Below are 12,267 nucleotides of genomic sequence, written 5' to 3'. Positions count from 1 at the left end.
GCCTAAAGCGCTCGGGACCGTGAAGGAACGCCTGATGACCCCGCCCCATGACGCCCCCGCCCCGCGTTTCGCCATCGTGATCCCGATGCTCAACGAGGCCGATACCGTGCCGCATCTGCTGGGGGAATGTGTGGCCGCCGCCACGCCGCTGGGGCCGTATGAGATCTGCGTCACCGATGACGGTTCGACCGATGCCACGGATCAGGCCCTGCGTGCCTTTCGCGCCGCGCATCCCGAGGCCAACCTGACGATCGTCACGCACCCGAAGCCCGCCGGCCAATCCGCCGCCGTTCATGCCGCCGTGCGCGCCGCCCGGGCACCGATCATCGCCACACTTGATGGCGACGGGCAAAACCCGCCCGCCGAGCTTCCCAACCTGCTCGCCCCCCTGCTCGACGGGCCGGACACGCTGGGTCTGGTCGCCGGGCAGCGGGTCAAACGCGACGACCCGCCGGCCAAGCGGATCGCCTCCAGGGCCGCCAATACCCTGCGCAAGGCGCTCCTGAAGGATGGCACCCGCGACACCGGTTGCGGGCTCAAGGCGTATCGCCGCGACGCCTATCTCGCGCTGCCCTATTTCAACCACATGCACCGCTTCCTGCCCGCGCTGTTCCAACGCGACGGCTGGGGCATCGCGCATGTCGATGTCGCCCACAAACCGCGCGTTGCCGGGGCCTCGAAATACACCAATCTGGGCCGCGCCATCGTCGGGGCCTCGGACCTGTTCGGGGTCGCATGGCTGATCCGGCGGCGGCGCAAGGTGCATCCCTCGGACACCCGCATCGACCGGCCGGAGGGGCGCTAACATGCAGGAATGGCTGTTTGATTTTCTGAACATCGACTACTGGGGCGAATTCTGGTGGGTGACGCTCGGCTTTGTGGCGCAGGCCATTTTCGCCTCGCGGTTCATCGTGCAATGGCTGGCCTCCGAACGCGCCGGGCGCTCTTACGTGCCGATCGCGTTTTGGTACCTGTCGATCTCGGGCGGGCTGTTGATGCTGGCCTACGCCATCTACCGCGCGGACCCGGTTTTCATCCTCGGCCAATCGACCGGCGTGATCGTTTACGCACGCAACCTGATGCTGATCCGGCGCGCCGCCAAGGCCGACAAGGCGCAGGCCGCCGCCGCCGATGCGGCGCATGAGAAACCCTGAGGTGGCGGCACTGCTCGGGCATCGGTTGGCGCCGCTGGCCCTGCTGCTGCTGGCCATACTCAGCTTCGGGATCGGCTTGGCCGAACTGCCGGTGCAGGATCGCGACGAGGCGCGGTTTGCGCAAGCCGCGCGGCAGATGGCCGAGACTGGCGACCTCATTGACATCCGCCTTCTGGATCAGCCGCGCCACAACAAGCCCGCGCTGATCTACTGGCTGCAAACCGCCGCCATTTGGATCACCGGCAGCGACGGCACGACGCCGATCTGGGTGCACCGCCTGCCCTCCTACATCGCGGGCGTGCTGTCGGCGCTGGCGCTTGTCTGGGCCGCGCGCCCGGTCGTGGGCCGGCGCGCGGCGTTGCTGGCCGCGGTCATGTGCGCCACGATCTACATGCTGCATTCCGAGGCGCGCACCGCCAAAACCGACGCTGCGCTGCTTCTGTCGGTGATCCTCGCGATGGGGGCGTTGGGCCGCGTGGGGCTGACGCGCGCGCGCGACTGGTTAACGCCGTTAATCTTCTGGACCGCGCTGGCCGCGGGGTTCCTTTTGAAAGGCCCGATGGTCGCACTTCCCGTGGTGGGCGTGGTGCTGTGGTGCGGCTGGCAGGCTCGCTCACTGCGCTGGCTTGCCGGGCTGCGGCCCCTGCCCGGCCTGGCGTGGTTCGCCCTGCTCACCGCGCCGTGGTTCATTGCCATCACGCTGGTGACCGACGGCGCCTTTTGGCAGGCCTCGGTCGGCTCTGACTTGAGCAACAAGATCACCGCCGGGGGCGAGCATTCCGGCAGCCCGCCGGGCCTCTACCTTCTGACGACATGGTTCACCTTCTGGCCCTGGACCCTGCTGATCCCACTGGGCCTGATCCACGGCTGGCGCAACCGCCGCACGCCCGAAACAGCGTTCATTTTGGGTTGGCTGATCCCCGGCTGGCTCGTTTTCGAAGCGGTGCCGGTGAAGCTGATCCACTACACCCTCCCGCTCTATCCCGCGCTGATGATGCTCTGCGCGGCGGCGCTCCTGTCGTTGGTCGACGGTGCGCGCGTCTTTCGCGGTTGGCCCGCGTGGATCGGCAGCCTTGGCTTCGGCCTCTTCGCGATCCTCTTCGCGGGATTGATGGTGGCTTTCCCGATTGTCTACGGCCCCGGCTTGCATTGGCCGAGCCTGTCGGGCGCGGTCATCACGCTGTTGGCAGGGGCGCTGGCGCTCTTCGCGTTCTGGACCGCGCGCCCCCTGCCCGGGACCGCCGCGTTAACCATGGCGGGGATCGCGATGGGCTGGACATTGAGCGCCGGCAGCCTGCCCGCCGCGCGCGATCTCTGGATCGCCCCGCAGCTGGCCCAAGCCATGGCACGGCACAGCTGCCTGCGCGGCCCCGTTGCGCTGGTCGATTACCATGAACCCTCCGCCGCCTTCCTTCTCGGCGGCAACGTCCGGCTCGACAGGCGCGACACGGCGCTGGCCTATCTCGCCGGGGGGGACGACCGCGCCGCATGGCTTCCCCGCGAAGGCACAGATCCGACCGGTGTGCGCGGCGTCACGCAGATCGTCGGCACCAATTCCGCCAATTTCCGCGACGTGGATCTGCGCCTGTGGGTCTCCCCGGGGGTGCCCGCGCCGGACGCGCCCTGCAGCTAGATCGCGCACGCACGCACGAAATTCGGCAAAGCCTCCCGTTCTGTGCGAATTTTGGTAGCGCGGAAAAAACGACAGAAAAACTACAGGAAAATGCATGCGCGAACGCCGTGTCGCGGGGCGTCCCATCGGATGTCGCAAATGAATTGGACAGTACTGTCCAAACCTTCCCAACCTGTCTTTCAGCAGAACCCTGTCCCACGTCGGAGGCCCCCCATGAAATCCCACTACCGCGTTGTCGTGATCGGAGGCGGCGTCGTCGGCTCATCGGTGCTGTACCACCTCGCGAAACTGGGCTGGACGGATTGCGTGATGCTGGAACGCTCGGTCCTCACGGCGGGGTCAAGCTGGCACGCGGCGGGCGGCATCCATGCGCTCAACGCCGATCCGAACATGGCCGCCCTTCAAGCCTATACCATTGATTTGCTGTCAGAAATCGAAGCCGAAAGTGGCCAGAACATCGGCCTGCACATGACCGGCGGCCTGACGCTGGCGGGCACGCCCGAGCGCTGGGAATGGCTGCAATCGGCCTACCGCACGTTCCAATCCATCGGCATCCACGATTGCCACCTGATGACCCCGCAAGAGGCGCAGGACGCCTGCCCGATCATGTCCACCGACGGCGTCCTCGGCGCACTCTGGGCCGACCGGGAGGGGTATGTAGATACCACAGGCACCGTGCACGCCTACGCCATCGCTGCCAAAAAACGCGGCGCGGAGTATTACGAACACACCAAGGTCGAGGAGCTGATCCAAACCGCCGACGGCTGGGAAGTCATTACGGACAAAGGAAAAATCACCTGCGAGCATGTGGTCAACGCCGCCGGTCTCTGGGCCAAGCAACTGGGCCGGATGGCGGGCATCGAACTCCCCGTCTCGCCGCTCAAGCACCATTACCTGATCTCCGACACGATCCCCGAGCTGGAGGCGCTGGATTTCGAGGTGCCGATGACCGTGGACCTCGAAGGTTTCACCTACATGCGGCAGGATCAGAAAGGCCTTCTGCTTGGTATCTACGAGGTCGAGCACGAGCATTGGGCCATGGATGGCGCGCCTTGGGATTACGGCATGGAGCTGTTCCAGGAACAGACCGATCGCATTGAAAAAGAACTGATTTTAGGGTTCGAGCGCTACCCCGCGCTGCAGCACACTGGCGTGAAAACCTGGGTCAACGGCGCCTTCACCTTCTCGCCCGACGGCAACCCCCTCGTCGGGCCGGTGCCGGGCGTCAAAGGCTATTGGTGCGCCTGCGCGGTGATGGCGGGCTTCTTGCAGGGCGGCGGCGTCGGCAAATCGCTGGCTGAATGGATGGTCGAGGGCGAAACCGAGGCCGACACCTATTGCATGGACGTCGCGCGTTACGGGAAATTCGCCGAAAACCGCGAGTATATCCGGCAGACCACCGGCCAATTCTACTCCCGCCGCTTCGTGATGTCCTACCCCAACGAACAACTCCCCGCGGGCCGTCCACTCAAACGCGCCCCGGCCTATTCCGACATGTCGGCGGCGGGCTGCCGGTGGGGGCAATCGTGGGATCTGGAGGTTCCGCTCTACTTCGCGCCGACCGAAGATTTCGAGGAAAATCTGACCCTTAAACGCTCCAACGCCCATGACATCGTGGCCGAGGAATGCCGCGCGGTGCGCGAAGGCGTGGGCCTTTTGGACATCTCCGGCTTTTCGCGGTTCGAGGTCTCCGGCCCGAATGCTCAGGCTTGGCTCGACAATCTGATGGCGTCAAAACTGCCCAAACCGGGCCGTGCGAAACTGGCGCCGATGCTGGCCCCCTCGGGGCGGCTGATGGGGGATCTGACGCTGTTCAACTGGGGCGACGGCACGTGGTGGATCATGGGCTCCTACTACTTGCGGGCGTGGCACATGCGGTGGTTCAACGACCACCTCACCGACGGTGTGCAGGTCCGCGATCTGGGCGAAGAGATCTGCGGTTTCTCGCTTTCCGGTCCGAAGTCGAAGGCGGTGATCGACACGCTCGTGCCCGGCGGTGTGACCCTGCCATTCATGGGCTGTGCGCCAATGGACGTGGGCTTGATCCAGGCCCGCGTCGCGCGCATGTCCGTCACCGGCGAAAAGGGCTACGAGATCAATTGCCGCTACGGCGACCACATCACCCTGCGCCGCATGCTGTTGGAGGCGGGCGCGTCCGAGGGCATCCGCGAGGTCGGCTTCAACGCGCTTCTGTCCACCCGGCTTGAGAAGTCCTTCGGCATCTGGTCGGCGGAATTCACCATGGGCTACACCGCCGCGCAGACCGGCATGGACCGTTGGATCGATTGGGACAAGTCGTTCATCGGAAAGGACAAAGCCTTGGCCGAGCGCGACGGCAACGGGCCTGTGCAAAAGCTCGTAACGCTGGAAATCGCGGACGGCGACAGCGACGCCATCGGCTATGAACCGATCTGGCAGAACGGCGACATGGTGGGCTTCGTGACCTCCGGCGGCTACGGCCACACGCTTGGCAAATCGCTCGCCATGGCGATGGTCAACGTCGATGCGGCAGGCGTTGGCACAGACCTTTCGGTCCATGTCGTGGGCGTGGAACGCGCCGCCAAGGTCATCGCACCTTCGCCCTACGATCCGCAGGGTCAGGCCATGCGGGGATGAACATGACAAAGGGTTCAAGGGGGCGCAACCGCGCCCGCAATGCCAACGGCCCGCGTCCCTCGGCGCGGGTGACAAACTACCGGCAGCTGAAGAACCCTTTTCCACCGATGGATGTCTTTACCGGCGACCGGATCGAGGCGATGCATGAGGCCGCGTTAACCGTGTTGGAGGACCTTGGCGTTAAGGTCTTGCTGCCTGAGGCGGCCGCGTTGTTCCGGGCGGCGGGCGCAACAGTCAAAGGCGAGATGGTCCATATCGGGCGCGAGATCGTGGCCCAGGCTCTGCAAACCGCCCCCACGCGGATCCTTGGGCGCGCCGGGTCGCGCGACCGCGACGTGGTGCTGGAGCTTGGCAGCCTTGTGTTCCAACCCGGCGCGGGCGCACCCCATGCCACCGACGAAATCCGCGGGCGCAGGCCCGGTTGCGCGCGCGATTTCCGCGAATTGGTGCAGCTGACACAGCACTTCGACGTGTTCCAGATGCTCCCGCCGCTGGTGGAGCCGCAGGACGTGGCGACCAACATCCGGCATTACTTCACGCTTGAAACGCAACTCACCGAGTCCGACAAATTCCCCTTCATCTTTGCGCGCGGCACCCCGCAAGTCATGGAAAGCTTTGAGCTTCTGCGCGATTTTCGAGGCCTGAGCGACGCCGAATTCCACGCCAATCCGCAGTGCTACACGATCGTCAACACCAACTCGCCCCGCACCCTCGACATCCCCATGGCGCAGGGCCTGATCGACTTCGCGCGTGCGGGGCAGGTCTCCATCATCACGCCGTTCACGCTTATGGGGGCGATGGCGCCGATCACCGTCGCAGGTGCCATCACGCTGTCCCATGCGGAGGCCCTGGCGGCCCTCACCCTGACGCAGCTTGCCCGCCCCGGCGCGCCGGTCTGCTACGGCACGTTCACCTCCAACGTCGACATGAAATCCGGCGCGCCCGCCTTTGGCACCCCCGCCCATTTTCAAGCCTCGCTCGCTGCCGGACAATTGGCCCGCTTCATCGGCCTGCCGTGGCGCTCGGCGGCGGGGTCGGCGGCAAACCTTAACGATGTGCAGGCCGCGAACGAAAACCAATTCGGCCTCTGGGGGTGCCTGATGGCGGGGGCCACGGTCGTGATCCACTCCGCCGGGTGGCTCGAAGGCGGGCTGAGCGTGTCCTACGAAAAACTCGTGACGGACGCCGAGGTGCTCAACATGGTGGCCGAGCTTTGCGCGGGCGCGCAGGCGGGCGAGTCCGAGATCGGGCTAGATGCCATCGCCGAGACGCCGCCGGGCGGGCATTTCTTTGCGGCGGCCCAAACCATGGCCCGCTACCAGACCGAATTCTACGAACCCATCGTACACGATTACGCCAATTTCGGCACCTGGACCGAGCGCGGCGGCAAGGATGCCTCGACCCGCGCGCGCGACGTCTGGCAAGGCATCGTCGCCGACCCGACCCGTCCGCAGGTGGACCCCGACCGCCGCGCCGCACTGAGCGCAAAAATCGCGCGACTGACCGCCGCGGGCGGCGCGCCACCGGAAAGCTGATCATGCCGCGTCCCACCCCCGTTTTGCACCGCGACGATCCCGCGAAAGACCAGTTGAGCGGCCATGTGAAGGTGACACGCGGCGATTGGCTGAACGCGGCACGCCTTGTGTTGATCGCCAAGGGTGCGGGTGAGGTGAAAGTCCTGGATCTGGCCACACAACTCGGCGTCTCGCGCTCAAGCTTTTATGGCTATTTCGGCTCCCGCGCCGAGCTTCTGGACGCGCTGCTGAGCGATTGGGAGGCGCGCAACACCGCCCCCATCCTGCACCATTGCGCCCTGCCCGCCGCTACAATCACCGGCGCGTTGTGCAACTTCTTCCGCTGCTTCGTGGATGACACAATATTCGACGCCCATCTCGATTTCGCGATCCGCGAATGGTCTCGCCGCGATGCTTCGGTGCGCGCCCGGATCGACGCCGCCGACACCGCCCGGCTCAACGCGATCAAGGCGATGTACGGCGCCCATGACTACCCGCCGGAGGAGGCCGATATCCGTGCCCGTATCCTCTATTTCATGCAGATCGGCTATCACGCGCTGGAACTCCGCGAAGACATGACGCTCCGGATGGAGAGGTTGCCGGGCTTTCTGGAGCATTTCACCGGGCACAGGCCAACGGATGCAGAGGTGGCCGAGTTCCGCGTCTTCGCCATGGCGCGCGCCTAGCTCTCCAGCCGCCGCGCAGCGCCCACGCGCACCTCCTTGCCCGTGATCCGCGACCGCACCGCGGCAAACGCCATCGCCAGACTGCGCAGGTTCTCCGCCGCCCCGTTCAACGGCTCGCGGTCATCCTCGATGGCGCAGAGCAATTCCCCCATCGTCCCGATGAACCCGTCGTTGAACCACGCCCCCTCCAGCGCCGGGCGCGCAACCCCGTCCGGCGTGTTCAACGTCACCCGCTGCTGTCCAAGATCCGGCCCGTCCGATTGCACACTGCCCGCCGTGCCGCCCACGAATGTCGTGTCACGCGGCCCATGCGCGATCGCGCCGTCGAACACCAGCGAGGCCTGCGCGCCATCCGCCCGCACCATCGCCTGCGCCAAAAGCGGCGCCTTGTTGGCTTGCCCCGCGCCGCGCAGCGCCGTGGCATACACGGCCTCGACCCGGTCGCCGAGGATGGAGTTCACAAAGTCGAACCAATGGACGCCAAAATCGTACAGGATCAGATCCTCGATCCCGTCAAACGGCGTACCCGCCGTCCACCCGTGGTCCCAATGCACATTCACATGCACCGACAAAACCTGCCCGATGAGGCCCGCGCGCGCCGCCTCGCGCATATAGGCAAAATACGGCGCCCACCGCGCGTTCTGGTTCACGGCCAGCTTCACACCGCGATCCTGCGCCAGCTTCACAAGGTCCATCCCGGTGTCGAGATCGGTCACAAAAGGCTTCTGGCTCAGCACATGCTTGCCCGCCCGCAGCGCCGCCTCGATGATCTCGACCCGGTGTTCGGGATGCAGCGTGACATCCACCACGTCGATCTCGGAATTGTCCAAAATCGCCCGCCAATCCGCCTCGATCCGCGCGTCGCGGCAGTATTTTGCGGCCTTCTGCGCGGCCTTCTGAGGCGTCCGGTTCCACAGCGCAGCCACCTGCCAGCCCGCCGTGCGATAGGCATCGAGATGCGCGCCGGAAATCCCGCCCGTCCCGATCACCCCGATCCGCGGCTTCAAATGCTGCGGCAGCGGCGGCTTGTACGGCAAATCAGGCGCCGCAATCTCGGGGCGCGCGGTCGCCTTCAGGGCATAGATATCGCTGTCACCGGCGTCGTTCATCGCAGCCTCTCCCGCTCGTGGCCCACAGACCCCATAAAGCGCCGGACCACGCCCGGGGATCAACCCTCTCATGACCCCCCCACCCCCGCTTGACTCAGATCAAGGCACACCGCGCCCCCACACGCCATATTCGATGCGCATGCAATCGTTCCAAGAGGTCCCCGATGTTCTTCGAGAAATTCGACCGCAGCACCGATCTGGTCAAAGGCATGGCCGCGCGCACGGGCCACGATCTGACCGATCCCACGCACGCGTCGCAGTTCAAACAGATGGTCCTGTCCTGCACCGGATGCACCGATCAAGACGCCTGTGCCCGGCTTCAGTCCGAGACCGACACCCTCGACGCCCCACCGGCCGATTGCCGCAACGCCGCCGCCTTCACCGGCTAAGCTGCGCGGACATTTGTCAGACCGCAGAAGGCGCGGCGCGGATCACACCCGAAGGCCGCAGCCTTCGAACGCCGCGCGCGTGGCCGCCTTTTCGGCCTCCGTCAGGTTCAGCATCGGCGCGCGTACCGGACCACCAACCTGCCCCAAAAGCTCCTGCCAGTATTTCCCATGCGCCTGCGGCTTGTCCGCCGGTTTCGTCCGCCTGAACGCATCGCGCACCGGATCAAGGCTGTCGCGCACTGCGCGGGCATCGTCAAACCGCCCCTCAAACGCCAGGCTTGTGTAGTCGTTCATCCGCTGGTCGACCTTCGACTGAAGCTGATAGGGCGGCGAGGAACACAGATAAAGCTGCCAGCCCAACTCCTCGATATTGTCCAGCCACTCCGCCTCTGACGCGGTCGAGACGTGGATCTTGTCGCCCGCCAGGCGGGTCAATTCCGCATACATCGGCCGCGGGACCGAGTATTTGATCGCCACGATATTCGGCAATTCCGCAATCCGCGCGCACAATTGCGGCGACATCATATAGCCGCTGTCGGGGTGGCTCCACATCGCGATGCCGATGTCCACGCGTTCGCAGATCGCCTTGTAATACTGGTATAGGACCTCGTCCGGCTCGGTCACGAAATGCAGCACCGGCGCATGGACCACAACGTAATCCGCGCCGCAATCCTGCGCGTGCCGCGCCAGCTCCACAACCGTTTCGAAATTCTGGTCACTGGCCGAAAAGATCGTGCCCGCCGCGCCGTCGCATTCGTCAACCGCCACTTCGATGTTGCGTTTCCGCTCCTCCAGCGTCATCGCGAAAAATTCGCCCTGCTTGCCCGCGATGAACAGCCCCGCAATGCTCAGATCATCCACCCAGTGGCGGATGTTGGCGCGAAAGCCCGGCTCGTCGAACCGGCCATCGGGCCGCCACGGGTTCAAGCACGCCGCCCAAATCCCGCGCATGTGCGCGCGGGCATGGTCCTTGGCGTCCAGTCGACTGTATTTCATGGGGTTTTCTCCTCCGCGTCGCGGATCGCCGTCCAGATCTTGCAGGGCGTCAAGGGCATGTCCAGATGCGTTACCCCCAACGGCCCCAGCGCATCAAGAACCGCGTTCAGGATCGCGGCCGGCGCGCCGATGGTCCCGGCCTCGCCCACCCCCTTCACGCCCAACGCATTCATCGGGGTCGGCGTTTCCTGCGCAAAGATCTCGATCGACGGCACGTCCGTGGCCCGCGGCAGGGCGTAATCCATCAACGATCCGGTCAAAAGCTGGCCGTCCGCATCATAGACCACCTGTTCCATCAGCGCCTCGCCCAGGCCTTGCGCAAACCCGCCGCGCACCTGGCCCTTAACGAAAGCCGGGTTCACCAAGCGGCCCGCGTCGTCAAGGCAGGCCGCCTTCAGGATCCGCGGCACGCCGGTCTCGCGCTCGATCTCGACAACCACCACATAAAGGCCGTGCCCCCACGCCTGGCCCTCGTTCTGATACCGCACCTCTTCACAGATCGGCAGCGTATCGCCGCGCAGGCTGCGCGCCCGGACCCGTTCCGCAGCCGTGAAGACCGCACTTCCGCCAATCGCCGTCCCGCGAGAGGCGACCGCCCCGATCCCGGGCGGGCAGGTTTCCGTGTCGCCCTGGATCACCGTGACCCGGTCCGGTGGCAGATCGAACAACTCGCCCGCGATCTGCGCATAGGCCGTCTCGCGCCCGTGACCCTGGCTGGACGATCCGCTGGCCACATGCAGGCTGCCATCCGTGCACAACGTCACCCGCGCGGTCTCGAACCCTTCGCCCGACGGCTCCAGATACAATGCCGCGCCGACCCCGAACAACCGCCCCTTGGTCCGGGCCTGGCTTTGCTCACGGCGCAGGGCGGAATATCCAATCAGGTCAGACGCTCGCAAAAGGGTCGTCGGATAGTCCCCGGAATCCAAAAGGTTACCGGTCACTGTCCGCGTGGGAAGTGCGCCAGAGGGATACACATTCTGCACCCTCAAATCGACTGCGCAGCGTTTCAATTGCGTCGACGCCCGCTCGACCAGACGTTCCATCAGGCATGCCGCCTCCGGGCGTCCCGCGCCGCGGTAAATCCCCATCGGTGCGGGCGCGATTGGCACCGCGCGGGTCTCGATCGCGACGCTTTCGATGTCATAGGGGCCCGGCAGGATGCGCGCCGCGTTCCATGCCGGGATCAGCGCCGAATTCGGCAACCACGCACCCACCGGTGCCTCGATCCACGCCTCCAGTGCCGTGAACCGCCCATCCCCCGACAGCGCCAAACGCCCGCGACTGCGCAGGCCGCGCCCTTGCGTGGCCGAGAGCATATCCTCGCCCCGGCTCGCGATCCAGCGCACCGAGCGGCGATGCGTCATCGCCGCCCAGACTGCAAAAACCTCCTCCGGATAGACCGAGCCTTTCATCCCGAACGCGCCGCCCACATCCGGCGCGATCACCCGTAGCCGCCCTGCATCCATGCGCAGGATCTGTGCAATCTCGGTTCGCGCCCGGTGCGGCGTCTGGCTCGACGACCAGATTGTCAGCGCCTCGTCGGCGTACTCCACCGCAATCCCGCGCGTCTCCATCGGCGAGGGAAACAGGCGCGGATGCGTTATCGTCGCTTCGACCACATGCGCCGCCGCATCAAACGCCGCCTCCGGATCCCCGGTGCGCCAGTTTTTCTCGGCCACAACCGACCGATCCGGCCCGTCTGCACCGGTCTCGTCCACGTCCCATTGCACCGCCTCGGCCCCGTCGCGTGCGGCCATCGGCGTCTCGCCCAGAACTGCCGCGACGGCCTGGCCCAATCCCCCGATCTGCCCCTGTGCCAAAAGCGGAAATCCCGGCACGCGGCTGAGCGGGATCACCTCGTTGACGCTCAGGACACCCAGGCCCGACACGTCCGTCCCCGTATGGACCGCATGCACGCCCGCCACGGCCCGCGCCGCCGAAAGATCCAATGCGCCAAGAGACCCCGAGGCCGTCGTGGCCCGCGCGAAATTCAGATGAAGGGGCGCCGTCAACGCCACATCCGCCACGAAACAGCCCGCTCCGCGCAGCCGCGCAGGCGCCTTCCGGTCGGTCAGGGAACTGCCGATTTTCGCATTGCCGTCATCAAACATCGCCCATTTGTCCCACGCAGCCATCGGAATGGCGACTCGCATCTGCATTGCCCGCT

Annotated in this window: 10 protein-coding genes; 7 read left to right on the top strand and 3 right to left on the bottom strand. The window is 65.7% G+C overall.

Annotation, left to right across the window (positions count from 1 at the left end; all coding sequences use genetic code 11):
* The first annotated feature begins 34 nt into the window (after positions 1 to 34).
* The 6 genes from V8J83_RS00590 to V8J83_RS00565 all read left to right on the top strand — a co-directional run bounded on the left by V8J83_RS00590 (position 35) and on the right by V8J83_RS00565 (position 7,603).
* A complete protein-coding gene (locus V8J83_RS00590) occupies positions 35 to 805 on the top strand; it encodes a glycosyltransferase family 2 protein (RefSeq protein ID WP_339982303.1) in 771 nt (256 codons plus the stop codon).
* A 1-nt stretch (position 806) separates the two neighbouring features.
* The gene (locus V8J83_RS00585; RefSeq protein WP_339982301.1) at positions 807 to 1,154 is read left to right on the top strand and encodes a lipid-A-disaccharide synthase N-terminal domain-containing protein; all 348 of its coding nucleotides are present in this window, start codon (positions 807 to 809) and stop codon (positions 1,152 to 1,154) included.
* Positions 1,141 to 2,787 carry an ArnT family glycosyltransferase gene (locus V8J83_RS00580; RefSeq protein WP_339982299.1) on the top strand — a complete coding sequence of 549 codons (1,647 nt, stop codon included), beginning with the start codon at positions 1,141 to 1,143 and terminating at the stop codon, positions 2,785 to 2,787. The genes V8J83_RS00585 and V8J83_RS00580 overlap by 14 nt, the downstream gene beginning before the upstream one ends.
* A gap of 213 nt (positions 2,788 to 3,000) precedes the next feature.
* The gene (locus V8J83_RS00575; protein WP_339982297.1) at positions 3,001 to 5,403 is read left to right on the top strand and encodes a GcvT family protein; all 2,403 of its coding nucleotides are present in this window, start codon (positions 3,001 to 3,003) and stop codon (positions 5,401 to 5,403) included.
* Positions 5,404 to 5,405: 2 nt separating this feature from the next.
* Complete coding sequence (locus V8J83_RS00570) at positions 5,406 to 6,938, top strand: trimethylamine methyltransferase family protein (protein ID WP_339982295.1); 1,533 nt, start codon at positions 5,406 to 5,408, stop codon at positions 6,936 to 6,938.
* Positions 6,939 to 6,940: 2 nt separating this feature from the next.
* Positions 6,941 to 7,603, top strand: a complete 663-nt coding sequence (locus V8J83_RS00565) for a TetR/AcrR family transcriptional regulator (RefSeq protein WP_339982292.1) — start codon at positions 6,941 to 6,943, stop codon at positions 7,601 to 7,603.
* Here V8J83_RS00565 and V8J83_RS00560 read toward each other — a convergent pair.
* Positions 7,600 to 8,712 carry a Gfo/Idh/MocA family protein gene (locus V8J83_RS00560; protein WP_339982289.1) on the bottom strand — a complete coding sequence of 371 codons (1,113 nt, stop codon included), beginning with the start codon at positions 8,710 to 8,712 and terminating at the stop codon, positions 7,600 to 7,602. The genes V8J83_RS00565 and V8J83_RS00560 overlap by 4 nt on opposite strands.
* Before the next feature lie 164 nt (positions 8,713 to 8,876).
* Between V8J83_RS00560 and V8J83_RS00555 the strand changes: the two genes are divergently transcribed.
* Complete coding sequence (locus V8J83_RS00555) at positions 8,877 to 9,101, top strand: DUF6455 family protein (protein ID WP_339982286.1); 225 nt, start codon at positions 8,877 to 8,879, stop codon at positions 9,099 to 9,101.
* A gap of 42 nt (positions 9,102 to 9,143) precedes the next feature.
* Here V8J83_RS00555 and V8J83_RS00550 read toward each other — a convergent pair whose 3' ends face one another.
* A complete protein-coding gene (locus V8J83_RS00550) occupies positions 9,144 to 10,097 on the bottom strand; it encodes a dihydrodipicolinate synthase family protein (RefSeq protein WP_339982283.1) in 954 nt (317 codons plus the stop codon).
* Entirely contained in the window at positions 10,094 to 12,259 is a 2,166-nt protein-coding gene (locus tag V8J83_RS00545) for a xanthine dehydrogenase family protein molybdopterin-binding subunit (protein WP_339982280.1), read from the bottom strand. Before V8J83_RS00545 ends, V8J83_RS00550 begins: the two co-directional genes overlap by 4 nt.
* Positions 12,260 to 12,267: the final 8 nt, after the last annotated feature.

Origin of the sequence: Gymnodinialimonas ulvae, assembly GCF_037543845.1 — a bacterium.
Lineage (GTDB): Bacteria > Pseudomonadota > Alphaproteobacteria > Rhodobacterales > Rhodobacteraceae > Gymnodinialimonas > Gymnodinialimonas ulvae.
This window is presented reverse-complemented; position numbering and strand designations above follow the sequence as displayed.